Origin of the sequence: Streptomyces sp. NPDC085932, assembly GCF_044540525.1 — a bacterium.
Taxonomy (GTDB): domain Bacteria; phylum Actinomycetota; class Actinomycetes; order Streptomycetales; family Streptomycetaceae; genus Streptomyces; species Streptomyces levis.
The window spans coordinates 1-22,593 of record NZ_JBITSJ010000015.1 but is presented as its reverse complement, the minus strand read 5'-3'; the positions used below and the strand labels follow the sequence as shown (position 1 = coordinate 22,593).

Annotated in this window: 21 protein-coding genes and 3 pseudogenes; 10 read left to right on the top strand and 14 right to left on the bottom strand. The window is 63.5% G+C overall.

Annotated features, from left to right (window positions below; genetic code table 11):
* Positions 1–189: 189 nt before the first annotated feature.
* From ACIGAQ_RS37855 to ACIGAQ_RS37835, 5 genes and pseudogenes are all read left to right on the top strand, one after another.
* Positions 190–330 (top strand): annotated as a pseudogene (locus ACIGAQ_RS37855) (IS5/IS1182 family transposase); the annotation flags it as partial.
* Between the two features lie 516 nt (positions 331–846).
* Positions 847–1,498 (top strand): annotated as a pseudogene (locus ACIGAQ_RS37850) (ABC transporter ATP-binding protein); the annotation flags it as partial.
* 7 nt (positions 1,499–1,505) lie between these two features.
* Complete coding sequence (locus tag ACIGAQ_RS37845) at positions 1,506–1,757, top strand: ATP-binding protein (RefSeq protein ID WP_399791457.1); 252 nt, start codon at positions 1,506–1,508, stop codon at positions 1,755–1,757.
* Positions 1,754–2,440: a response regulator gene (locus ACIGAQ_RS37840; RefSeq protein ID WP_399791454.1), complete on the top strand. Its 687-nt coding sequence runs from the start codon at positions 1,754–1,756 to the stop codon at positions 2,438–2,440. The genes ACIGAQ_RS37845 and ACIGAQ_RS37840 overlap by 4 nt, the downstream gene beginning before the upstream one ends.
* A 356-nt stretch (positions 2,441–2,796) precedes the next feature.
* Positions 2,797–3,681 carry an RICIN domain-containing protein gene (locus ACIGAQ_RS37835; protein ID WP_399791451.1) on the top strand — a complete coding sequence of 295 codons (885 nt, stop codon included), beginning with the start codon at positions 2,797–2,799 and terminating at the stop codon, positions 3,679–3,681.
* A gap of 21 nt (positions 3,682–3,702) precedes the next feature.
* On the opposite strand, the pseudogene ACIGAQ_RS37830 reads toward ACIGAQ_RS37835, so the two are convergent.
* The 4 genes and pseudogenes from ACIGAQ_RS37830 to ACIGAQ_RS37815 form a co-directional block, all read right to left on the bottom strand.
* Positions 3,703–4,655 (bottom strand): annotated as a pseudogene (locus ACIGAQ_RS37830) (IS701 family transposase); the annotation flags it as partial.
* Between the two features lie 166 nt (positions 4,656–4,821).
* Positions 4,822–5,313, bottom strand: coding sequence for an OsmC family protein (locus tag ACIGAQ_RS37825; protein ID WP_399791448.1), 492 nt, complete (start codon positions 5,311–5,313; stop codon positions 4,822–4,824).
* Positions 5,310–6,488, bottom strand: a complete 1,179-nt coding sequence (locus ACIGAQ_RS37820) for a hypothetical protein (RefSeq protein WP_399791446.1) — start codon at positions 6,486–6,488, stop codon at positions 5,310–5,312. The genes ACIGAQ_RS37825 and ACIGAQ_RS37820 overlap by 4 nt, the downstream gene beginning before the upstream one ends.
* The gene (locus ACIGAQ_RS37815) at positions 6,485–8,200 is read right to left on the bottom strand and encodes an FAD-dependent monooxygenase (RefSeq protein WP_399791463.1); all 1,716 of its coding nucleotides are present in this window, start codon (positions 8,198–8,200) and stop codon (positions 6,485–6,487) included. The genes ACIGAQ_RS37820 and ACIGAQ_RS37815 overlap by 4 nt, the downstream gene beginning before the upstream one ends.
* A gap of 178 nt (positions 8,201–8,378) precedes the next feature.
* Here ACIGAQ_RS37815 and ACIGAQ_RS37810 point away from each other — a divergent pair, with 178 nt between their 5' ends.
* Positions 8,379–9,047: an IclR family transcriptional regulator gene (locus tag ACIGAQ_RS37810; RefSeq protein WP_399791443.1), complete on the top strand. Its 669-nt coding sequence runs from the start codon at positions 8,379–8,381 to the stop codon at positions 9,045–9,047.
* Between the two features lie 174 nt (positions 9,048–9,221).
* Here ACIGAQ_RS37810 and ACIGAQ_RS37805 read toward each other — a convergent pair whose 3' ends face one another.
* Complete coding sequence (locus tag ACIGAQ_RS37805; protein WP_399791440.1) at positions 9,222–9,629, bottom strand: winged helix-turn-helix transcriptional regulator; 408 nt, start codon at positions 9,627–9,629, stop codon at positions 9,222–9,224.
* Between the two features lie 140 nt (positions 9,630–9,769).
* On the opposite strand from ACIGAQ_RS37805, the gene ACIGAQ_RS37800 reads away from it, so the two are divergent.
* Positions 9,770–10,366, top strand: a complete 597-nt coding sequence (locus tag ACIGAQ_RS37800; protein WP_399791437.1) for a YceI family protein — start codon at positions 9,770–9,772, stop codon at positions 10,364–10,366.
* 203 nt (positions 10,367–10,569) lie between these two features.
* On the opposite strand, the gene ACIGAQ_RS37795 is transcribed toward ACIGAQ_RS37800, so the two are convergent.
* Both ACIGAQ_RS37795 and ACIGAQ_RS37790 read right to left on the bottom strand, forming a co-directional pair.
* Positions 10,570–11,523, bottom strand: coding sequence for a cytochrome P450 (locus ACIGAQ_RS37795; RefSeq protein ID WP_399791434.1), 954 nt, complete (start codon positions 11,521–11,523; stop codon positions 10,570–10,572).
* 365 nt (positions 11,524–11,888) lie between these two features.
* Positions 11,889–14,180, bottom strand: a complete 2,292-nt coding sequence (locus tag ACIGAQ_RS37790) for an LLM class flavin-dependent oxidoreductase (RefSeq protein WP_399791431.1) — start codon at positions 14,178–14,180, stop codon at positions 11,889–11,891.
* A gap of 169 nt (positions 14,181–14,349) precedes the next feature.
* Between ACIGAQ_RS37790 and ACIGAQ_RS37785 the strand changes: the two genes are divergently transcribed.
* A complete protein-coding gene (locus ACIGAQ_RS37785; RefSeq protein WP_399791428.1) occupies positions 14,350–15,003 on the top strand; it encodes a TetR/AcrR family transcriptional regulator in 654 nt (217 codons plus the stop codon).
* A gap of 98 nt (positions 15,004–15,101) precedes the next feature.
* On the opposite strand, the gene ACIGAQ_RS37780 is transcribed toward ACIGAQ_RS37785, so the two are convergent.
* The 3 genes from ACIGAQ_RS37780 to ACIGAQ_RS37770 all read right to left on the bottom strand — a co-directional run bounded on the left by ACIGAQ_RS37780 (position 15,102) and on the right by ACIGAQ_RS37770 (position 17,091).
* Positions 15,102–15,614 carry an ATP-binding protein gene (locus ACIGAQ_RS37780; protein WP_399791425.1) on the bottom strand — a complete coding sequence of 171 codons (513 nt, stop codon included), beginning with the start codon at positions 15,612–15,614 and terminating at the stop codon, positions 15,102–15,104.
* A gap of 146 nt (positions 15,615–15,760) precedes the next feature.
* Positions 15,761–16,651, bottom strand: coding sequence for a polysaccharide deacetylase family protein (locus ACIGAQ_RS37775; protein ID WP_399791421.1), 891 nt, complete (start codon positions 16,649–16,651; stop codon positions 15,761–15,763).
* Between the two features lie 86 nt (positions 16,652–16,737).
* Positions 16,738–17,091, bottom strand: coding sequence for a DoxX family protein (locus ACIGAQ_RS37770; protein WP_399791418.1), 354 nt, complete (start codon positions 17,089–17,091; stop codon positions 16,738–16,740).
* 93 nt (positions 17,092–17,184) lie between these two features.
* Here ACIGAQ_RS37770 and ACIGAQ_RS37765 point away from each other — a divergent pair, with 93 nt between their 5' ends.
* Positions 17,185–17,601: a winged helix-turn-helix transcriptional regulator gene (locus ACIGAQ_RS37765; RefSeq protein ID WP_399791415.1), complete on the top strand. Its 417-nt coding sequence runs from the start codon at positions 17,185–17,187 to the stop codon at positions 17,599–17,601.
* Between the two features lie 108 nt (positions 17,602–17,709).
* On the opposite strand, the gene ACIGAQ_RS37760 is transcribed toward ACIGAQ_RS37765, so the two are convergent.
* A complete protein-coding gene (locus ACIGAQ_RS37760; protein WP_399791412.1) occupies positions 17,710–18,609 on the bottom strand; it encodes a fumarylacetoacetate hydrolase family protein in 900 nt (299 codons plus the stop codon).
* A 522-nt stretch (positions 18,610–19,131) separates the two neighbouring features.
* Between ACIGAQ_RS37760 and ACIGAQ_RS37755 the strand changes: the two genes are divergently transcribed.
* On the top strand, positions 19,132–19,638 hold the full coding sequence (locus ACIGAQ_RS37755; protein ID WP_399791409.1) for a MarR family winged helix-turn-helix transcriptional regulator: 507 nt from the start codon (positions 19,132–19,134) through the stop codon (positions 19,636–19,638).
* Positions 19,639–19,791: 153 nt separating this feature from the next.
* Here the strand turns inward: ACIGAQ_RS37755 and ACIGAQ_RS37750 are convergent, their stop codons facing one another.
* From ACIGAQ_RS37750 to ACIGAQ_RS37740, 3 genes are all read right to left on the bottom strand, one after another.
* The gene (locus tag ACIGAQ_RS37750; RefSeq protein ID WP_399791406.1) at positions 19,792–20,697 is read right to left on the bottom strand and encodes a ParA family protein; all 906 of its coding nucleotides are present in this window, start codon (positions 20,695–20,697) and stop codon (positions 19,792–19,794) included.
* Between the two features lie 186 nt (positions 20,698–20,883).
* Positions 20,884–21,867, bottom strand: coding sequence for a ParB/RepB/Spo0J family partition protein (locus ACIGAQ_RS37745; protein WP_399791403.1), 984 nt, complete (start codon positions 21,865–21,867; stop codon positions 20,884–20,886).
* Positions 21,868–22,481: 614 nt separating this feature from the next.
* Positions 22,482–22,593 (bottom strand): DUF6009 family protein (locus ACIGAQ_RS37740; protein ID WP_399791460.1); only part of this gene is annotated, 112 nt, incomplete at its 5' end.

Sequence of the window (22,593 nt, the reverse complement as noted above, 5' to 3'; positions counted from 1 at the left end):
CAACCGACACAGCACTGTGATCGAGAAGGAAGCCGTTGGGGTCGCAACGGTCCTGCCATGTCGAGCGGCGCTGCAGGCGTAGGCATTCGTCGTGCATGCCAAGGTCCATGCAGGAACCGGCGGTGCCAGCGAACTGGCGCGATACCTGAACCTCGAACCAAACAACCTCGCCGGGATAAAACGCTCTTCAAGCGCATCACCGTCGAACACGTCCTCGCCGACCACAAACGCTGGAAACAACTACTTCGCTGGACCCACCGACGGGATACCTTGCCCGCCACCTACCGGGCCATCGCCAACCTCGTCTCCGACCGCAACACCACCGGCTGACACAAACCCCCAGCTCAAACCCTATGTCTCCAACACAAGCACGCACCAGCTCGTGAGGCGGACTGGTCCAGCATCCGTTGCCCCCTGCAGGAGAGGAGTGCCGCGGACCGTCCCACGACTGTATGGGGCGTGAGCATGTCAGCGTGGTTCGCTGCTGTAAAGGCTGTCTGAGCTGGGTGCATTTCAGAGGCGACGGTCAAGTTGGCATCAAGCCCGGCGCATTCTCGGGTTCGGTTTGTCACCCCGAACGCGGCCGTCCGCCGCGCCTCAGCCGGACTATCACCGCATCTGAGTCCATACGCTCGATCCGTGCGGCGTCCTGCATGAGGCCGACCGTAGAGGCGGACGACAGGTACGCGTGCCAACTCAAAGCACGGCAGCAGTGGCCCTCCTGCTCGCTCGCATCGCCTTCGGATTCTCAAGCAGAGGCCGAAAGAAGTGTCCATCGTTCGATGGACACAACAGTGACCGACCTGTGGTCCCGCGCGCACCAGCCCAGAGCAGAGACTGCCTGACATGACACGACACACAGATGTCGCCGAGCCCAGCGAAGTGGCGGTGCACGTGCCTGGGCTGCAGAAAAGCTACGGCGCTGTGAGCGCCGTCAAGGGAATCGACCTGACCGTGCGGCGCGGTGAAATCTTTGGCTCGCTCGGCCCCAACGGCGCGGGCAAGAGCACAACGGTGGAGATTCTTCAGGGCAATCGCACCCGAGACGGGGGCGACGTCTCAATCCTGGGCTGGGATCCAGCGACCGCAGGCCGGGAGGAGCGTGCCCGGGTCGGCATCGTATGGCAGGACCAGTCGGCGCCTGGCGACTTGACGGTACACGAAGCCGTGCACCACTTCGCCCGCTACTACCCAAGCCCGCGGTCCCCTGAGGAGGTGATCGAACTGGTGGGGCTGAGGGAGAAGGCGGCAAGCCGCATCAAGACGCTCTCCGGGGGCCAGCGGCGGCGCGTCGACGTGGCCCTGGGCGTGATAGGGCAGCCGGAACTCCTGATCCTGGACGAGCCGACGACCGGCTTTGACCCGGCAGCTCGCCGTCATCCTCTGGGATCTCGTCCGGCGACTGGTCATCGACGACGGCGCGACGGTATTGCTCACCACGCACTACCTGGGTGAGGCGGAAGCCCTCGCCGACCGGCTCGCGTTGATAGTCCGCGGGCCTCGTCGTGACCTCTAGTGACACGGTGCTGCGCGCGACGATCAGCGACGACGGGTGCGGCTTCGAGCCGGCGACCGCCACGAGTGGATACGGCCTCGCCGGGATGCGGGCCCGGGTCTCGAAGGTGGGCGGCACAATCCGGATACGCAGCGCCCCGGGAGCGGGCACTGACGTCGCCCATCGTGTTGCCCATGCCGAAGCTCCCGGAAAGGGCCCGGAATCCATCCGACGAATGGTAACGAGGGAGTTCCCGACGTGATCCGCATCATCCTGGCCGACGACCACCCCGTGGTGCGGGAAGGGCTATGCGCAATGTTGAGCGCCGAGCCGGACCTGACAGTGGTCGCCCAGGCCTCGAACGGACCGCAGGCCGAGGCGCTCTGCGCCGACCTCAGCCCCGACGTCGTGCTGATGGACCTTTCCATGCCGGGCGGCGACGGTGTCGACTCGATCAAGCGAATGACCCGCGCGAATCTGACCGCCCGGATCATCGTCCTAACCACGTATGAGACCGAGCGCGACATCCTGCGCGCAGTGGAAGCCGGCGCAGCTGGCTACCTGCTGAAGGACATGCCTCGAGGTGAACTCGTCGCGGCCGTACGCTCCGCCGCTCGCGATGAGACAGTGCTGGCCCCAACCGTGGCCACCCGCCTGTTCGACCAACTCCGGCCGCCGAGGCCGGAAAGACCTCGGCTCACCTCCGACCGACCAAGATGCATCACCCGCAGGTCCGATGTCAGCGTCATGGAGCGCCTCACCGGCCGCGAGCACGACATTGCGCACCTCATCGGCAAGGGCCTCACGAACAAGGAGATCGGCGCTCGGCTGTATGTCAGCAGCAAGACAGTCGAATACCACCTCGGCAACATCTACACCAAACTCTCCCTGACAGGCCGCCGCCAGCTTCGCGACCTCGTCAACCAGTCTGACCAGGTCATGTGAGCCCAGCCTTCGAGTCAGCTCCTGAGTCACGTGGACCGCCCGGCGGTCCTACACCGAAGGCCCAAGACGCTCGTTTCGGCCCCGTGGTGACGCGTGCGGTCGCGTACGCGCTGATGCCACTCACCGCCCGCTTGGACATGCCCCCGGGTGCCAGCACCCGGACCGGGAAATAAAGGGTGTAATTTGCAACGCAAGCCCGGCGGAATACTCAAACGGGGTGCAATGAGAGACCGGTTTCCTTGGCGTAGCGCCGGGCTTGGCAAGCACTAGGAATTCACCCCGGTTACTCGGAACTCCCCACTGCCTAGGATTTGAGTTGACCCAACGGCATGCATCGGCAGTTCGATCCGCATGGCGTGAGCACCGACACTAAAGGCATTTTCATGCTTCCAGATCTGCAGTCTCAATCGATTTCAAGCACAATGAAGAGAAAAGACAACACGAGGCGAAGGTGTTCGGCGCGAGGTATTCGCCTGACGAGCCTGACATCGGCCGTCATCGTCACCCTGGGAGCCGTGTATACGGTGGAAACGGGCAGTGCCGCCGCGTCCCCCGCCACCGCCCATCCGATCCAAAGTGGAATGAAAGGACTTTCCCAGAACATGGTAATAGACGTCCCAGGCGGCGTGGCCGCCTGGGGTGTACAGCTGGTCCTCTGGACTGCACACGGAGGAGGTAATCAGGACTGGGAGCTGAAACCCGTCACCACTAAGTTCCGTGGACTTGGCAACGGAACCAGTACTGCCATTCAAGGCTACAAAATCGTCAACCCGAGCAACGGGCTCTGCATGGAGGCCGGCGGTGCGCACCCACGTGTGGGCGCGCCAGTGCAGCAGTACGGTTGCGACCCCAACGGTGAAAACCAGCCGAACCAGATTTGGTACGACTTCGACGACCTCAAAGGGCACCATTTCCTGGTCAACGGAATCTCCTTCGAGACCGATCACAAGGGCACCAAGATGCTCTTCGACGACGGAGGCCGGCTTGTGGTGGGAACCCTGCACGCCGGAGCCATCATGGATCCACGTCCCGCTCTCGTCCTCGAAGTCAGCGGAGTAACCAACGGAAGCCGCCTGACCCTCCAGGAAGGGCGCACCTTTGGGAAGACGCAGATCTGGAAGTCTTCTCCTTTGAGGGAATTGCTAGACCACTTCCGCCGGGAAACACCCGGCAGTGACAGTGGCGATAGTGGTAACAGCAGCGAACCCGGCTGTTTCAAGTACTACTGCCTGATCAGGTGACAGTCCGGACCGCGCGGACGCCGGTAACCGTCTGACAGTTGTGCTGTTCTGGCGGCACTGAGCCCTTTCCAACTTGCAGTAGCAGCGAGCCGGTTGGGCTGACAAAGCTGGGCGGACAAGGCATATCAGGCGCGTTGTCTGGGCGGGGCAGTAGGCGATGTAGTAGGAGATCTCCCCGGGTCGGCTCACGCTGCGGCGGGCGATGACCCAGTGGCGGCGGTCGGCCGGTGCCAGGGCCGCACCTCGACACGTGCCCAGTCGTAGATCCGCAGGCGTGGACGGGATGGTCGATCGCCCAGCGGGTGACCACAGAGTCGTGCCGGGTGGTGGCCATGACGTGGAAGACGTCCGCCCGCTCCAGCTCGGAGCGCCAGCCTTCGCTGAACCCGTAGGCGGCATCCGCGGTCACCCACCGAAACGGGATCTTGTCCGCATGGCGCGGCGGACCATCGCCTTGGCCATGGCCACCTTGGTCTCGAAGACGACCTCGTCGCCGATGCCGGCCCGGCGGCATCTTTCGCGGTCATCCGTCCAGGAGGTGGGCAGATACCGACGCCGGTCGATCAGTGTCCGCCCGCGGCTCGTGGCATAGGCGAGGAAGACGCCGATCTGACAGATCTCCGTGCGTCCGGCGGTGCCGGAGTACTGCCGCTGCACCCCGGCCGACCGCGTCCCCTTCTTCAAAAAACCCGTGTCGTCCACGACCAGGACGGCGTCCAGGTCGCCGAGGGTGTCGACCACGCACCGGCGCACGTCGTCGAGCACCTCGTCGGCGTCCCACTCGATCCGGTTCAGCATCCGATGGATACGGTCCGGGCCTGCGTGGCCGGCTTCCTCCGCCAGCGTCCAGCCGTTCTTCCGCTGCAGTGGAGCGATCAGCCCTCGCATATAGGCCAGTGCCGACTCCCGCAGCTCCGACCTGCTGAAACGGTGCACGAACCGCTCATACACAGCGTCCGGTCACCCGCCCACAACCTGACACCAGCAAGGACCCACCCACAACCCCACCAACGACCGACCCACCAGCAGTCACGACAAGCACCGCTGCCAGTACTAGCGTTGGGCAGCGTCGGCGCCCGGCGGTGTCCGCTCGTGCCACCGGACAAGACCGCGGGGCTCCGCTGACCAGGCACGAGCGACTTACTGTCCTCGTTCAATGTTCAGATGGCTGGTGAACTCAATGCACCCACCGATGGAGTGCGCGATGGGGCAGTGCCTCAGATGCCGGTCGTGAGCCCGGCGGACGGCCTGCTCGTCCACAGCTGCGTCAAGACGCAAGGCGTAGTGGACAGCGATGGCCGCGATGCGCAGTACACCCCCGTCGCTGACGATGGTGCTCTCCCCTTCGGCCACGAGTGCCCCGTCCGCTGTGCGCTGTCCGAGCGCGGCAAGCATCCCGGCGAACGTCCCTGTCAGGCATCCGACGGCGGCCCCCACGAGATAGTCCAGCGTCGTAGTGCGCGGCTCGACTTCGTCCATCGGCACTTTGTAGTGGGCTGCGACAGGTCCATGCACACCCATGAGCACTGGCTCGCTCAGCAACGGAAGCGTCACCGCTTTGGTGCGGCCTGGCAGCGCCTCAACTCGTACCCGGGAGCGCTCCACCACCGCCCGGGCGTTGGCTTCGGTCATCGCGAGGTTCCGCCTCCCGCCGAGTGCGGCAGCAGCCCATTCGCTGTCAGCCAGTCACGCATCTGTTGGGCGACCTCTGTGCGTCCACCCTCCTGATTGACCATGTAGTGATTCAGGCCAGGCATCTCCACAAGTGTCGAGCGCCGCCCACCGATCGCTTCATGCATGAGCCGGGCGTTGTCCGGCATCGCGCCCTGGTCAGCGAGCAGGCTCAGTATCAGGATGGGCACGCTCGTGTGCGGCAGCTGATCGACGGCATCGGCCCGGCTGTGTTGCAGACTCCATGACGACAACCAGCTGCGCAGTGTGTGGTAGCGGCCGAGGCCGGCGCCCGCTTCGTTGGCCAGACGTGGATCACCGTACATGCTGCCGAGTTCTCGGTCGCTCGCGTCAAGCGTCAGGTCGATGAAGCGGGGATCCGCAACGGTTCGGTGCACGACGAATGCCCGGTCAGCAATGTCCAGTCTGGCCAGCCTTGCCAACTCGGCCTGCGCCCAGCCACTGATCTTGTCCATGCGCGCCCGCTGGGCTGCTCGATACTCCGCGACCCACCCTCGGTCGAGGGGCAGCGTCCGGTCGGGCCGGAACAGGTCCAGGCCGGGATCGCGGTCATCCGGATTTGCCTCATCCGTGACAGAAGGATCGATCCAGGTCGACAGGAGCCGACCGCGGCCGGCGTGTGCCGCGACCAGCATCACTGCGTCGGCAGGTTCCAGGCCGGCGTGTGTCAGGTCCGGAGGGCCCCCGGCCGGGGTTTCGGTCACCGTGGGGTTCTCGGCTTGGCTCTGGTAGTAGGCGACAGCCGGGCCGCCGCCGGAGAAGCCCACAAGAGCAACCTGGCGGTATCCCAGTTGGTGCCGCATCCAGCGCACTGCGGCGCCGATGTCCAGGAGAACGTTCTCCATGATGACGGTTGCGTCGTTCCCGACGTAACGGGTGTTCAAGCCCAGGACCGGCAAGCCCGCGGCAGCCAAGGGCTCCAGCAGGAAGTGTGTCAGGAAGTTCGAGGTCGGGTGCATGAGAATCAGACCCAGGTCGCGGCTGCTGTCCTGCGCCCTCAGCAGGTTGCCGTGAAGCCGGGGGTAGTGTCTGGCCAGTCCCGAGTGAATCTCGATTCGGGTGGCCGTCGTGCCGGGGTCCATCGGGATGGCCTGCAGCTCTCCCAGGATCTTCACGATTCGCTCCTTGCGCCTAGTTCTTCGCGTACATGCGTCGCTTGTGCATCCACCACCGGGCGCCGGCCAAGCAGGAGTGACAGGGCCTGATCGGCGAGGTGTGCTGTGGCCTCTGCCGTTTCGGGGACCGGTGTGCGGACGCCCAGATAGCAGTCCGGGCGCACGAAGAAGAGCCGATCAGCCTCGCCGGCGTAGGCTGCCACCAGGAGGCCGCCGGCGTCGGTGATCAGGCGCGGTCCGGCAGAATCGGCCTCGAGCTCTTCAGTGGACAGCAGGAAGATCCGGTTCGGTGGCACGGCGGCTACCCGTGCGAGGCGGCGCAGGAGTGGCTGCGACGAGCTGCCGGCCGCCGGCACTGCCAGCACGCTGACTTCCCCGCCCAGGAGCCGGCGCAGGGTTGTGGGGCCCTCCGCGGTGTGGCAGTGGCCGTCAGGGGCGAGATTTCCCACGGCAACCGCGTCGTCGACGGCGGATCCCGAGACGGGATCGCCAACGGCGTCCAGGCAGCCCGTGAGGGGAGAGTCGTGGTACGGGAAAGGCTCATAGAGCTTGCCGCTGTCCACACGGGCAAGGGAGGCGCGATCGGTCGCCGCCGCTTGCAGTATCGCGTCCCTGCGTGCCAGACCTTCGCGAGTGGGCGGTGTCATGAAGTTCATCGTGGCGCCCGTGACGGCAACGTGGTGAGCCGCAGCCGCTGAACGTTCCTCGTGGTAGCTGTCCAGAAGCCGCTCATCCGCTCGGCCGGACAACACGTACGCCAGCTTCCAGGCGAGGTTTTCGGCATCCTCCATACCGCTGTTCATGCCTCGGGCCCCGAACGGAGAGACGACATGCGCAGCATCCCCAGCGAGGAAGACCCTGCCGCTGCGGAACCGCTCGGCACGGCGCTGCTGAAACGTGTATGTGTTGGCGCGCAGGACCTGGACCGCATGGTCACCCACTGCGTCATGCAGCAGCTGCCCGAGGCGTTGTGGGTCGAGGTACTGAGATTCCTCGGCACCTGGGTCGATCTGCCAGTCGATCCGCCAGAGGTTGTGACCGATGCTGTGCATCAGCACAATCCCACCCGCATAGAAGGAGGGACCGAACCAAAGGCGTCGCTCGCGGGCGAAGGGCAGTTCGGCGGCGAAATCGCAGACGAGGAAGCGCCCGCTCGAACGCCAGCCGTGGAAGGCGATGCCGAGCTGCTTGCGGACCCAACTGCCCAGGCCATCAGCGGCCACTACATAGCGGGCCGTATGGGTCTGCTGTGTTCCGTCCGGGGTGGCGACTCGCAACTCGACGTGGTCGTGGCGTTGTTCGAGTGCCTGGAACACATGCCCATGGCGGAAGTGCACAAGCCCGGTTGCCTCGGCGGCCGAGTGCAGGATCTGCTCGGTGCGGAACTGCGGGAAGTTCACGAAGGCGGGATACACCTCCTGGCCGTGCGTGGGGAACTGCAGCTGCATCAGTTCGCGATCACCGACGAAAGTACGGCCCACCGACCAGCCGGCCCCTTCGGCCAGCACCTCGTCGACGAAACCAAGTCGGTCGTATAGGGCGAGGATGTCGCGTTGGACTGTGACGGCGCGGGACTGGTCGCAACTGGGTGTGGTGCGGCGTTCCAAGATCACACTGGGGACACCTTGTTTCGCCAGCAAGAGCCCCGTGGCCATACCCACGGGGCCTGCGCCCACCACGATCACAGGGCTGTCGGCTGATTGACCGGACATGGAAACCATCGCTCTCTTGTCACCGATAATCGGTGACAGTCTTCTAATATAGATAATGCTCGTCCTCAGCTGCGTGATGTCAAGGGCTGGGTTCGTTTTTCGATGCTTGAGTGCGATAATCGAGACCGAGCGAGCGAAGGAGGTCGTCAGGGTGGCAGCCGGCGGCAAGGCGAAACCCGTGGAGATCGCCCAGACCCTGGACCGGGGGCTGCGCGTGCTGGAGATCCTGGCCGAGGCCGGTGACGGGCTGTCGGTCACGGAGGTGGCTGCTGCACTGGAAGTCCACCGGTCGATCGCAGCCCGGTTGCTCGCCACGCTGCTCAACCGTGGCTATGTGCGCCGCCACAGGGATGGCGGTTACACGCTCGGCACGACGCTGCTGTCGCTCGCGCGGGACGTGTCCAACGACCTGTTGCTCGCGGCAACTCCACTGATGTCCGAAGTGGCGGAGCGCTCAGGCCTGACCGCCGTTCTGCATGTGGCCGATCAAGACGACGTTGTGGCTGTAGCGTCAATCGAGCCCAGGCAAGCGGCGTATCGGGTCGGTGTCCGGCCGGGTACTCGCCATCCACTGCATGTCGGAGCGTCGGGACTGGCCATCCTGGCTGGGCGCGGGTCCGTCCCGGGCGAGCGGCGTGAGGTGGCACTCGGCCGGGAACGAGGGTACGTCGTCACCACCAGTGAGCTGGTGCCAAGTTTCACGGGAGTCGCTGCGCCGGTGCTCATCAACGGGTGGGCGGACGCCAGCGCGGGACTCATCGTGCCTGCCGATGGGGGGCACGATCAGGATGTGTTGGGCCGCGAGGTTCTCGAACTCACCGCGCGGATCAGCCGCTCCCTGCGCTGAACTATTCCCAAGCCCAGGTCTCTTTCCCAACCGGCGGCATCTTCGCCGTCGGATCACCTTCCCCTTGGCGGCGGCAAGACGCGTCACACCGGGCAGGACGAACTCAGCCAAACCTGCCGACGGCGCGGCAGCGGCCCCCTCCGGAGGTCAGCTGCCGGCCGCCGCGTCAGGCTTTCATGACCGAACGAACGTATCGGCTGCCCGTCGGGCGGTTTCGTCGATGCGCGCGTCGTACGCCGACCGGGCAGTATCGATGTCGTCAAGGTGAGACTTCGCCCAGTCCATGAGGGCCCCGACGGCTTCCAGGAGCGTAAGCCCAAGCGGTGTCAAGGAGTACTCGACACGTGGGGGGATAACGGGGTACATGACTCGGCAAACAATGCCGTCACGCTCAAGACCGCGGAGCGTGACAGTCAGCATGCGCTGACTGATGCCGTCAACGTCACGCTTGAGTTCGGTGAAACGCTTCGTCGAGAGTCCGAGTTGAGAGATCGCATAAAGCGACCATTTGTCTCCGATGCGGTCGAGAACAGCACGGGCGCGGCAGTCTTCTTGGATCGGTTCGAGTGGGGTACTCGCCATGGTTCTCTCCGTGTCACCTAGGTAGAGAAAAGTGCCTTCTTGTGTCCTATCAGGAGCATCTCGCAGGATGAGACCGGGTCCTGACTGCGATCAGCTCTGCACGAGGAACCTGCTTACCTCACGGAACCGTAGGAGACAGTATGACTGCTGGGCTCGTCGAAATCCCTGGCTACGTGGCAGGGACTTGGGTGATTGACCGGGTGCACTCTGAGGTCGGATTCATGGTCCGCCACCTGATGATCAGCAAGGTGAGAGGACAATTCACCTCGTTCGAGGGCGAGGTCATAACTGACCCCGACCCACTGAAGTCCAGGGTGACTGCCACCATTGACCTCGGTTCCATCAGCACTGGCAACGAGCAGCGGGACGCTCATGTCAGGTCGGGTGACTTTCTGGGCGTCGATGAGCATCCGACGATGACGTACCGCTCGACGGCTATCCGTACCGCGGGCGCAGACTTCATACTTGACGGTGAGCTGACGTTGAAGGGCATCACTCGTGTGGTTCCGCTCAAGCTGGAGATCAACGGATTCGGGCCTGATCCGTTCGCCCCTGACCCGCTCAAGGGCGCTCGGGTCGGTTTCACGGCCACCGGAGAGATCAACCGGATGGATTTCAACGTCAACTTCAATGGCCCCGTACCAGGAGGCGGTGTGGTGGTCAGTGAGTCAGTCCAGATTTTCCTTGAGATCGAGGCTGCCCTTCGCAGCTCGGCAGAGATCCCAGATGGGAACTGAGGCACAGTTGGGCGGCAGTACGTGCGGTGGTTGCGGAGTGTGACCTCAGCCGCTGGACCAGTCCTGGGGGAGAGAGCCCTCTGCCATCCCGTAGAGGGCTCCCGCTCAGGACAGGCGGAAGATGGAAAGGACACCTGTGGATCAGGGGATGCGGACGACAGCCGCTTGGGGGGCAGGCAACACATGCGGGCGCGGAGGGCTTGTCAGGGCTCCTCTGGCGTAAAGGTCACCAGAACGCGCTCCGGAGAACGGAAGGTGGCACTGGGTCGGTATCTCACCGCATCTGGCTGAACAGCCAACTGCACGTCCGGCAGACGTCGAAAAAAGCGGTCGAGCGCCGCTTCGGCAGTGAGGCGGGCCAGTGGTGCTCCGAAACACTGATGCACCCCATGACCGAACGCCAGGTGCCAGCGTGCCGGATGTGCGATGTTGAACCGGTCGGGCGACGGGAAGTGCCGTGGGTCGCGGTTGGCAGCTGCGAGTCCGCAGATCACCGCGTCGCCGGCGCGCACGCGCACGCCCGCTATATCGACATCCTCCCGCGCGAAGCGCCAACTCGAGGTGAAGACCGGCCCGTCGAACCGGAGAGTCTCCTCTACGATCGCATCCGCGAGCCACGGCCGCAGATCATAGAGTCTGCGCTGGTCGGGATGGGACAGCAATGTGGCCAGACACTGAGCGACGAGGTTCACCATGGTTTCGTAACCTGCGGTGTGCACCAGTGCCAGCACGTTGGCCTGCTCGTCGAGATCAAGGCGGTGATGTGGCGGCGCCAGTGCGAGGCCGCTCACTAGATCTGAGCCCGGGCAGGTGGCCTTGTCCGAGGCCAGTTGCTTCATGTAGGCGTGCAGGGCCTTGAACGCTGCCCCGGAGGTGGCCAGACTCTCGGCTGAGCTGTCTGTCAGAGTCAGCGCCCACCCATGAAGAGCATCACGCTCTTCATACGGGACACCGAACAGTTCGTCCAGCACGGACGACGCCAAAGGCCTGGCGTACTGGGTGAGAAGATCCGCTGAGCCATCGACTGCGAATCGGTCGATCAGGTCGTCGGCACTCCGCCCGACTCGGCGGTGGAGCTTGTCGAAGGTCTGGGTAGAGAAGGCGTATTCCACGGCCTGCCGCAAGCGGGTGTGCTCTGGAGGGTCTGCGGTGATCATCGAGTCGCTCGTAGCCATGAGGGTGTCACCGGTGATCGGTACCTGGCCGTCGCGTAGCGCCTGCCACCAGTGGGCGTTCTTACTGAACCGTGTGTCGTACAGAACGGACTTGACTTCCGCGTACCGAGTCACGAGCCAGACTTCGACGCCTCCGGGAAAGACTACGGGCACTATGGCAGACGATTCCCTCAGTTCCCCGAGGACTTGATGGGGGTCAGCTTCGAATGCCGAAGTGAGAAGCCACTGGCCTCTGGATGGATGCACGTCAGATCCCTGCCCGGTCAGTTATCATTATTGATTATTTCGATCAAGACGATCTCGATCTACCCCACGCCTCAACGCATGTATGGCTCTTCCACAGGGCGTCATATGGGTGGGATAGGGAAGTTCGTGTTGAAGACATTCTGGGGGTCGTATTCCGCTTTGATACGACGCAGCTTCTCGAGAGTGCTGCCTGGGAAGGCATTCTGCAGCTGTTGCTCCCCAAGACGTGTCTCGAAGCTGATGTAGAGCCCCGTCAAGTGGGGTTGCAGACGGCTCCAGTGCTGGTCGAGACGCCTTCGCCTGCTCCGGGGAGAACCGGCCAGGAGGGAAAAGTTCTGGCTGCGATGGGCGTAGGCAGTGGCGTCGGACGCGGTGTCGTTCACTGCCCCGCCGACTGCGCGGAATTGAGCCATGGGGATGTCCCCGGACGCAAGAGCGGCACCGAAGTCCCGTGCGAAGCTCTCTGTGAGGTGCTCCAAGAGGCCGGAACGGACTTCGCTGAGAGGGTGACCACCTGAGTGCGCGTGACCGCTGGTCGGAATGAGGTCGGCGTAGGCAATCCTATGAGACCTTTTACCGAGTAGGGGGCCTGCCTGCAGGAGGGGGGCGAGTACGGCCTCACTTGCCTCCACGTTGTCATCGGCGTACACGCTCAGTGAACGGGCCATGACACCACCTCGGGTCGGCATCAAGGTGAGGAAGCTGGTGAGTTCTCGCGGCGCCTGCTCCAGCGCGGCGCCCCACTGGGTGACGAAGCCCGCCGTGTCGGAAGCATCGTGCGCCGCCTCGGTCGCGATGATCGGCCCGATGGTCTGTGCTCGGAATTCGAATGCTGTGACGACTCCCATGTTCGCTCCAGCCCCGCGGACGGCCCAGAAGAGGTCTGGATGGTTTTCGGCGTCTGTACGGACGAAGGTGCCGTCCGCGAGTATCAATTCAGCGGCCTGTAGGTGATCGATCGTCAGGCCGTGCAGTCGGGCGAGGAATCCGATGCCGCCTGCCGTGGCGAGGCCACCGACGCCGACGTCACCTGTGTCGCCGGAGCTGATCGCGAGTCCGTAAGGGGCGAGTTGCCGGGCCACGTCTCCCCAGCGCGCGCCAGGCTCGACCCGAACCAGCTGCGCTTCTCGGTCGAGCAGCGAGATGCGCTTCATCCCCCCGAGGTCCACCACAACTCCTGCGTTGTTGGTGGACTTCCCGCTGATTCCGTGTCCCCCGCTCCTCACAGCCAGTGGAAGGGACTGGGCACGGGCGTAGGCGACAGCCTGCGCCACGTCCCGCTCGTCCCGGGCACGTAGGACGACGTTCGGTGAACCCCGGTAGGCATATGTATGCCGAACAGCCTCATAGTGCCGGTCATCAGGCCATACAGCGATGGCGGACAGCTGCTCCGGCAGCATGCCTCGCTCCCCCGTGTTCATTTTGTCCTGCCAGGCCGCCTTGTTGCCGGCCTTCACTCGTGTAGCTAGTCCCGCGTTCGCTGCCAGGGAGCCGCCAGCCGCGGCCACGTAGCCCTCAGACCGTTCTGCCGCGACTGCCTCTCGGAGGGCCGGGGCGGTCTCCTGGGCGAAAGCTTTCAGCTCATCAGGGTTGTCGCTGGCCAGGATGAAGGCGCTGAACCCGTGCTCCATGACCAAGGGGAGCAACTGATGAGCCCAGTGTCCCGGGGCACCGACCAAGGCACCGGGAAAGCGGCCGACGCGAACGTTGAGGAGCCGCCGGATGGCCTGTGGAGGACGGTCGGCGGCCGCGGCGGCCGCGTCGATGATCTCGTGTGAGGGTCTCATCTCGGATGGTGGAAGGAAGCCTGCCGACGGCAGCCAGCCGTCCGCATGGCTCCCCGTGAGGCTCAGCATGCGCGGCTTATAGGCGCCGAGCCAGATGGGGATGTCGTGCTTCGCGCCGGGCCCAGGACGCGCTTCCAGCACCCGGTGGTGGGCCCCGTGCAGGGTCAAGGGCTCATCATCGTCGGCCCATAGGCCACGAAGGATGGTGATGGTCTCCTGAAGAGCCTTGACCTTCTGCGCCGGGGTCAGCTTCGGGCCACCCATGGACAGGATGCCGTTCGGCGAGGCGCCGGCTCCCAGACCCATGGCAAGTCTGCCTTCAGACAACAGCGCCAGTGAGGCGGCCGCCCTGGCGGTAACCGGGGCAGGGCGTAGCGGCGTGTTCAGCACGTTCGGAGCGAGGGTGATGCGGCGGGTACGAGCAGCGGCAAAGGCGATCAGCGTCCAGGTGTCCAGGAACTGCGGCTGGTAGGGATGATCCTGGAACGTCACCAGATCCAGCCCTGCCGCCTCGGAGGCTACTGCCAGGTTCAGCGCATGGCTGACGTCGGTGGCTGTGGGCGTGACGAATGATCCGAACAAGAGATCGTGACCGTAGTCGGGCATGGCGTGCTCCCTTGGGCGCCGAGGTGGAGAGAGAACGGCGACATCGGCTTGTCACGGGCAGCAGAGCCCGGCCGCCGGTAGGACGAGATCCCGCTGGCGGTCATAAAATCAGAGTAACACTCGGATTTTGCATGAGGGGGTCGCCCCAGTCATCACATAGGCTGCAGCTGTGAGTGATCCGACTTCCAGTACCGGCAGCAGCCCCCGCCGCAGGCGCCGGACAGGCACCTATCGGGCGGCAGATGGTCGGCGCAGCTGCATCATCGACTGCGCAACACGGCTCTTCTCGGAGCACGGCTATCACTCGACTTCCCTCAGCCGCATCGCCACCGAGGCCGGTACTTCCCAGGCGGCTTTGCTGCATCACTTCAAGACCAAGGAGTCCCTGCTCCTGGCGGTTCTCCGAACCAGTGACCTTCGCCAGGCGGGCCGTTTCGGCTCCGCTGAGCTCGGTCTTCGACGACTGGCTCTGGACATCGTCGACGCCGTGGCCGCTGACACTGATAGCCCTGGGCTGGCCCGCCTTTTCGTGGTCATCGCCTCAGAGGCAACGGCGGCCGATCATCCTGCCCATGAATACTTCAGAAACCGCTACCGTTTGATCTTGAGTCACAACGCCGCTGCGATCCGTGCCTCAGTCGATGATGGCTCGGTTCACCCCGAAACGGATGTGGATGCACTCGCTCGGGACATCACAGCCACCGCCGACGGACTGAAGTTCCAGTGGTTGCTGTCATCCGACTTCGACCTGCCCGGCCAATTGCGGCAGCGTCTGGACTTGATCGTCCGAGCCGTCAGCAGGGACGGAAGAGGTCTCTCCTGACGGCGTGGCCGGGCTACGAGCCCCGTAGGCCGCGCACACAGAGCCCTGCCAGCTGCCGGACGACGTAACCGTCGTACCCTCATTCGACAGTCCCGGAATTACGGACTGGTACTCAACTCGGCCCAGTGCGCTACGTGGCCGGCAGATGTTGTGACTCCATTGGCCGAGGCGAGAGCGACGATGATGCCGGTGCCTCGACCGTGCTCGTCTGTGTCGTCGTCACCAGTCGGTTCGTCCCCAGCCGGTGCATCGAAAGCCGGCCCCCCGTCGTGCACCTCAACCCTCAGTGTTCTGGCCTCTCGATAATGAACTAGGTGCAGGCTCACTGGTGGCAGCGCGTGCTGCACCGCGTTGGTCACGAGTTCCGAGACCACGAGCTCCGCCTGGTCGACCAGAGCCGCGTCCACTTTCCAGTCCGCCAGTACGCCTCTGGTATGCAGCCTCGCTTGGCCTGCGGCTTGAGGCCGGTGCTGCAGTGCGTAAGCCCATGTGCGCCGGTGCGCGGTTCCGGGCGCCGGTGGTCGTGTCTTGGGCGCGGCGCAGGACGTGCCTCCGCCGACTGATACGACGCAGACGCCCTTGCGTGGAGCGAAGAGATGATTGGTCTTCATAGTGCATCATCCGAAGGATCGGTCTTCATGTATCTCGGCACCCCGTCCGAGCAGACCGGTGGCCAGTCCGGCTCGGGAGACGGCATGGACCACCCTCTCGGTGTGGCCAAACCGGCGCAGGTGTCGGTGCGTCGGTGCATGCCTCGTCAGGCGCTCTGTGTACCGGGCGGCACTTGAGCGGATGCCACGTTGCTCAGCGGAGAGGAGCTGGTCGATTCATCGCCAGGTGGCGGTGGAAACTGGTCGGCGTGAGCGAGCATCCAGTCGGAGATGTCCCTGCACGGGGCCAGCCAGATCCGGGCGTCGCTTCGCAGTTCGTCTATCAGCTGCGCGAGTGCGGCCCGTCGTTCCGGCAGGTCAAGCCACATGATATGGAAGACGAAGGCCACATAGCCGCCATCCCTGATGGTCTCCTCGACCACCCCTCGGAAAGCAATGAGCATTTCCTCGGGTGACAGGGATCCGGTTCCAGGAGGACGGCGCGTATGCGCGAACTGTGGCAAGTGGTACGCCCCGTCAATGGTGTGCCACTCAAACGGCAGGCGGGCGATCCCATCCTGCACCGAAGCGCAGCCACCCGCAGTGGACACGTAACGAAGGTTGTGCCGACGCATGAGCGTCGACGTCTGAGCGTTCAGAAGACCGCCGGGCGGTCGGATGCCGGACATCTGAATGCCGATACCGTCCATAGCGGCAATGGCCTGGCTCAGCGCCTCACGCTCACGCTCAGGTGCAAGGGTGTGCCAGAGCTCGTGCCGGTACCCGTGACAGCCGACCTCGTGGCCTGCAGCGGCGATGGTCTTGACAGCTTCCGGATAGTTGTCCGCGTTCCAGCCCTCAACGAAGAACGTGGTCTTCAGATCATGCGCCTCGAGCAATTTCAACAGCTCCGGGAGCTCGCGGGTCACACTGTGGTGACTGCCGACGGGCTTCCCCTTCGGCCAGAGGCCGAGTTCCAGCTCGGCCGCCTCCCCCAGGTTGTCGAAGGTTACGCCGACAGCCGCCTGGTGCCCGGCTGCGCCCCATCTGCTCCTCATGCACTCGCACCCCTTCCGAAACACGTCAGTCGCGGACTACAATCCGAGATAGTCTTAAATAAGAAGATCTCTCGAAAAATCGATCATCAGATGGAGAGCGTCGCAGCCACGGTGGCTCCGCCGGCCAGGACGGCCAGGACGGCGGCGGGCACCATCGACTTGGGCGCGTCACCTCGTCTGGCATGAAAGAGCAGGGCGGCCAGCATGAGGAGCGTCAGGCCTGCACTTGCGGCAACCCCCACTGGGCGCCACCACAGCCCCACGATGAGGCCCAGAGCAGCCGTCACCTCCAGCACCCCGGATATCTGCATCAACGGCAGCCCCAGACCCATCTCGACTGTGCGGTCCGTCGCCCACTGAGTCTTCAGCGCCTTGGGCCCTCCGATGGCCAAGAAGGCAAGTGCCAGCAGGGCTGAGAGGACGAGAGTCAGGATGTACATGGAGCTTCCTTGGTTGGGATCCACCTAATGTGCTGACGATGGACAGTGCAGCCGCGGGACTGATGATTGACCTCTCTTAATCATGGAGATGATATGAGCAGCATGGAAGACGGCACTTTTAAGTCTGCAACGCACACCGGTGTGCGCGCCCCCGGTCACGAAGTTTCTGATCGCTGTCAGGTGAGAGAAATCCTCGCCCGGGTGGGGGAAAAGTGGAGCATCCTGGCGATTGTGCTTCTGCAAGAGGGTGACCTTCGCTACTCCGAGCTGCATCGCCGTATGGAAGGGGTCTCTCAGCGCATGCTCACTCTTACACTCCGAGGCCTGGAAAGAGACGGCCTCATTGAACGGACGGTTATTCCATCCACACCGCCTCGCGTCTCCTACTCCCTGACCAAGACCGGGCATTCGCTCAGCGGGCCGCTCACCACCTTGCTGGAATGGGCAGAGGAACATCAGGGAGATATCGAGCAGAGTAGGGTTCGCTATGACCTCGGGACCAAAGGCTGAGCGAAAGAGGCAGCGGCTGCCGTCACGCTTTGTCTTTCCTTCGAATTCGGCAGACGGCACGCATTCTCGGGTCGCAGAGCGGCTTTGCCCCGGGGCCTGACAAGAGGCTCACTCGTCCACCACCGTGGTAGTCATGATCCCTAGGCCAGTGATCTCCATCTCGATCACGTCTCCCGGAGCCAGCAAGCGGGGCGGGTTCATTGCAAATCCGACTCCTGCCGGAGTACCAGTGAGGATGACATCGCCGGGGCGGAGACGGAAGCATGTACTGGCTTCCGAAATCAAGGTCGGGATGTCGAAAATCATATCCGCGACTTCGGCGTCCTGTCGGAGTTCGTCATTCACCCAGGTGCGCAAGCGCAGTCCGCGGGGATCCGGGACTTCATCGGCGGTAAGGAGCCAGGGGCCTGTCGGGCAGAACGTTGGAAAGCCCTTGCCCTTAAGTGATTGCAGGAAGATCGGGTTCCTTTTGCTTTCCCCTATGAAAACATCCCGTGCAGTCACATCATTGGCAATCATGTAGCCAGCGACATGCGACAAGGCTTCAGCTCGAGGTATTCGATGCCCGCCGCGGCCTATGACAACCGCCAACTCACATTCATAATCAAGTGCTGCAGTTTCGGGAGGGCGGACGACTGAGTCATACGGCCCGCTGATAGCGGTAGGAGCTTTCGCGAAAAATACAGGAGAGCTCGGAATGTTCTGCTCCTGCCCCGGGGCCACTTCGGCCGTGTGGGCCGCATAGTTGCCACCTGCTGCAAGGATCAATCCCGGTCGCGGGACAGGTGGTCCCAGGCGGATATCTGGCACTGCAACCCCCTTCCAGGCACCGCGCATCGCCTCTTCCAGCAGTTCCTGTGCGTGGGGCAACCAGGCCAGCAGCTGGGGCATATCACAATACGTGATCCCATACTCTTCCAGTATAGGAATCAGTGGAATGACGGTATCATTGCGGGATAGAATCCCGGGCTGTTCAGCCCCGGATATTCCATAGTTGACCAGCTTCATACAGCACCCCTTTCACGTGGGCCTCACGGTTGCGCCTACCGCAGGCAGGCTGCTGGCAAGCAGGCGGAACTCCGCCTTGGCAGAGGTCGGCGTCTCAGAGAGGGAAGAAGGACACGCGGCTGTCGGCGCCCCGGAGGGCGCGGGGGCCGGCCCGAGTGGGGACAGACGTCGGCGTGGCGGCACCATACTAGACAGTTTCAATGACGAACGTAAGAGCGATGCAGTGTATGTGTCGAGTGAGATCCACCGCTCTGGCCTGAGGGGGCTTCTTGGCGGGATCGCCTCATCGTTTGCTCCGGAAATCCGCGGGCGGTGAAGCTAGAAGCAGGAAACGCCACCAGTCGGGGGCGGGATCCGCCCATGAAAAACGAGTACGTCTTCCTGAAGCTCAGGGAGACGGATAGGCACTGGCAACCGGGGAGCATCGCCGTCCAGCTGTGGGAAGCGCATCCTGACACCACCAACACAGCGGCTCCTCGACCGCGCTTGGCATGAGTAGTCACTCCCGTCTACGGTGCCACCATGTCGGACAGCGCATCTGCTTCGCGAGCCGCCAGTTCTCCCCCAGCTCGCCGCCGCGAGCTCGAAGATGATCTTCATTGGGGGCTCGTTCGGCTTGCCCGAGGACTGGGAGCCGCCGAGATCGCCGCCATGCGCCCACTGGGGCTCACAGTGCGCGGGTACGTTGTACTGTCACAACTTGTGGATGGCCCCGCTCGGAGCCAACTGGCGATCGGTCGAGCCGCGGCGATGGACAAAAGCGTACTAGTGACCGTACTGGATGAACTCGAGCAGGCAGGGTTCGTTACGCGTACGCCTGACCCTGACGATCGTAGGGTGCGCATCGTTGCAGCCACGCCGGCGGGACGGGACGTGCACACGCGGGCCTTCGCTGCCATCCTGCAGGTGGAGGAAGACTTCCTCTCTGGCCTCACTTCAGGGCAGCGTCGAGCATTCCGGCTGGCTGTGCGAGCCCTGGGCACAGGGCCGGAGGCAGCAACGTTCGACACTCGTCCAGTGGGTATCTGACTGGTCTCTGGCTGCAAGACAGCAGCGTCCGGTGGCCTCTGTCCGATCTGCCGCCTGTCCTAGCCACCACAACGTCCGCTACGGCAAAGCGGCTCTCGTACGACCAGGCTTCTGATCAACAGGGCGCTTCTTGCTGATTGCGCCACAATCACCTCAACACCGTGGGAATCCCAGGGCCTGGGTCACGAGGTAGTAGTCATCAGTGGCCGAGCTGGCTGTCTTCTCAGTGAGCTTCATCGGGTTCTCCGTGACAGGGTCATACAGCCGCAGCACGCGCTGCGCCGCGTAGGCTTCTGGAATGCGTGGGCTTCGTCGCACAGTTGGGAGGACGAGTTCCTCGTACGTCTCCTTGGCCTGCTGTTGGCTGTCGTCATACACGGCGCCCTGGTTACGGCTGGTCGGGCAGTCGACAATAAGGATGTGCGACAGCTCTGCGACCGCCCCCATGGCCGAGAAGGTTGCGCTGATCTCGTCCACCTTTGCTTCCATACGGGTGAGAGCACGGAGTTCCTTCCAACCAGGCTTCACACAGGCTACGACGTCGTCGCATGCAACGATGGCATTCACCACGATCAGACCAAGGTTGCCAGGGCAGTCGATCAGGATGAGGTCATAGGTGTCACGAATGCTGTCGATGTGCCTCTTGAGCCAGAACTCGCGTCCTGTCTTGGGGGCCAGCAACTGCTCAGCCTCTTCGAGAGAGCTGGAACCGAGTACGACGAACAAGTTAGGGATTGGCTTCGTGGTGTCCTCATCGAATGGCCCCGCCTGAGCTGGAACCACAGCCTCGTCGAGCTTGGCTGCTCCAGTGAGCACATCGTAGAAGTTCGCCTGATTAGGGATGTCGTCCGGATTGTCATAGCCCAGAGCTGCCGAAGCATCGCACTGTGCGTCAGCATCGATGACGAGAGTCGAGTAGCCGAAGTCCGCCGCACAAGCAGCGATATTGACCGCGGAGGTTGTCTTACCGGCACCCCCACTCTGATTTGTCAGAGCGAGTACACGAGCATGGCGACGAGTCGCTGGACTCTTCTTCTGGGCAGTTCGGTTGCGGGACATAGTCACGAGTGCAAGCCTCCACGAACGATTGCGCCGCAATCACTGCCCAGGGCGGGGCACCGGCCTCAGCATCAGATCTGACGACGTCCCCGTGGCACCGTAGCGCAAGCAACTTACAGCTGGGATGGGCCTCAAGACTAGCCACACCGCCGGGCGGCTAACGCTGCCACTAGCGGCTCAGACCGTTCATGAGGAGAGCAGCAACCTCAACTCACTGATCTCGGCCTCATCCAGAAGGTCGCGGATGCTGTGAGCAAGGGCTTCTACACTGCGGACCACGATTACCCCTCGCGGATCCTCCGGAACGACTGTGGAATGGTGAGGGGCCGTTGGTGCCACAGCTGCCCCCCGCCGGTTCGGGGGCAGATCTGGAGCCCGGACGGGGCTGGTCCCTTCTCCTTCACGTGGCTCAGGCAACAACCCGCTTGAGGGGGGGTCCAAAGCTGCGTCTGTCTGCCCGTCAGCTGGGATGGAGCTGACCGATAGCCTTTGTTGATCTGCAGGGAGCTTGCTGACCAAGAGAGCGGCGGCAGCCGTCAACTCACCACGCACGTACGCCTCCTGCAGCTCTGGGCGCAGACGGGCGTAAACCGTCGCAGCTTCTCTGACCGGCAGTAGCTGACGACAGTGACCGTCGTCTGTCCCCTCCTCAAGGTCCAGGAGTTGTTGTTCCTTCAACCAGTGATCGATGACGGCCTGTTGGAGCGCGGGGACAAGCCGGAGCAAGGACATCCGGTGCGACACATAGGTCTGTGAACAGCCAACACGACGGGCGAGCTCCCGCTGGGACAGCTGCTTACCTGTAGCCGGGGCCTCATCCAGCGCCTCCTGGAACTCATGAGCCTCCTCAATAGGATTGAGGCTCATGCGCTGCAGATTCTCTTGGATAGCCGCGATACGAAGGCTCGGGATCTCACGACGGACGAGGATAGGCACCTCGTGGAGGCCCGCGGCCAAGGCCGCAGCCAGTCGGCGATGACCATGGTGCACTACGAAGAGGATGCCCCGAGCTACTTGGGCCTCCACGAGCTCCTTGTGCTGAGGATAGATTTCAACGAAAACATCTGGGGGGATCACCGTCATCGCGGTGTTCATTCCGTCAGAACGCAGTGTCGCGGCGAGCTCATCGATCTTCAAAAGCTCCCTGCGGCCGTTCTCGGGACTAGGCATCAGCTGATCGGGCCTCACCGTCGGCAAGCCTTGCGGCACCAGGCGGGCTTTCTGAGTGGCTGCCTTCCGTGCCGCTCTTTCGGCGGCGAGGTCTCGCGTGAGGCCGGGTTTTTGAGGCACTGGCTTCTCCCATGTGTACGAGCACTGGCGCGGGGTGAGCTTAGCGGCCGGCCCTGATGAGCACGGGCTGTGATGGTTGATTGCGGGGCAATCACTGCAGCACAACAGAGAGCCAGGCTCGAGGACAGATCTCCCCCACACACAGCCCTGTCACACGAACATAAATGACGCCACCCTCTCGTCGCGGGCCGACGCAGCGGGCAACGAGAGGACCACTCTGACACCTCCACCGGAACCCTAGCCACCTGCGGCAGCAGACTAGGGACTTTCCCTAGGGACTCTGAGCCGGTATCACGGCACAATGATCGGGAGTGATCATCACAGGATGCGACATGGAGCTACCGCCGGGAGGTGGTGGTCTGTGATCGAACTTGAGACATGACCACGTGAGAAAGGGTGGGCTCGCTATAGCGCAGGCCGGCTGAGGAGCAGCTGCGTGCAGCCTCGATAGACTGCTACTCGGCAGTGCGTACCCCTCGGCTCACTGTGCCCGGCTACAGGGGAAGTGTTATACCGAGTTGTTGCATGGCTGTTGAGGGTGGTCCGCCCTCGGAGCGTTCAGTTTTATACCCTTTCACCCTCGGCAGGAGTGTGCGGGGGTCCACG

Coding starts and splice junctions, on each gene's coding strand:
- ACIGAQ_RS37825 (WP_399791448.1), bottom strand. CDS start 5,313: ATGACCGAAGCCAACGCCCGGGCGGTGGTGGAGCGCTCCCGGGTACGA.
- ACIGAQ_RS37815 (WP_399791463.1), bottom strand. CDS start 8,200: ATGTCCGGTCAATCAGCCGACAGCCCTGTGATCGTGGTGGGCGCAGGC.
- ACIGAQ_RS37805 (WP_399791440.1), bottom strand. CDS start 9,629: ATGGCGAGTACCCCACTCGAACCGATCCAAGAAGACTGCCGCGCCCGT.
- ACIGAQ_RS37800 (WP_399791437.1), top strand. CDS start 9,770: ATGACTGCTGGGCTCGTCGAAATCCCTGGCTACGTGGCAGGGACTTGG.
- ACIGAQ_RS37795 (WP_399791434.1), bottom strand. CDS start 11,523: ATGATCACCGCAGACCCTCCAGAGCACACCCGCTTGCGGCAGGCCGTG.
- ACIGAQ_RS37790 (WP_399791431.1), bottom strand. CDS start 14,180: ATGCCCGACTACGGTCACGATCTCTTGTTCGGATCATTCGTCACGCCC.
- ACIGAQ_RS37780 (WP_399791425.1), bottom strand. CDS start 15,614: ATGAAGACCAATCATCTCTTCGCTCCACGCAAGGGCGTCTGCGTCGTA.
- ACIGAQ_RS37775 (WP_399791421.1), bottom strand. CDS start 16,651: ATGAGGAGCAGATGGGGCGCAGCCGGGCACCAGGCGGCTGTCGGCGTA.
- ACIGAQ_RS37770 (WP_399791418.1), bottom strand. CDS start 17,091: ATGTACATCCTGACTCTCGTCCTCTCAGCCCTGCTGGCACTTGCCTTC.
- ACIGAQ_RS37765 (WP_399791415.1), top strand. CDS start 17,185: ATGAGCAGCATGGAAGACGGCACTTTTAAGTCTGCAACGCACACCGGT.
- ACIGAQ_RS37760 (WP_399791412.1), bottom strand. CDS start 18,609: ATGAAGCTGGTCAACTATGGAATATCCGGGGCTGAACAGCCCGGGATT.
- ACIGAQ_RS37755 (WP_399791409.1), top strand. CDS start 19,132: ATGTCGGACAGCGCATCTGCTTCGCGAGCCGCCAGTTCTCCCCCAGCT.
- ACIGAQ_RS37750 (WP_399791406.1), bottom strand. CDS start 20,697: ATGTCCCGCAACCGAACTGCCCAGAAGAAGAGTCCAGCGACTCGTCGC.
- ACIGAQ_RS37745 (WP_399791403.1), bottom strand. CDS start 21,867: ATGCCTAGTCCCGAGAACGGCCGCAGGGAGCTTTTGAAGATCGATGAG.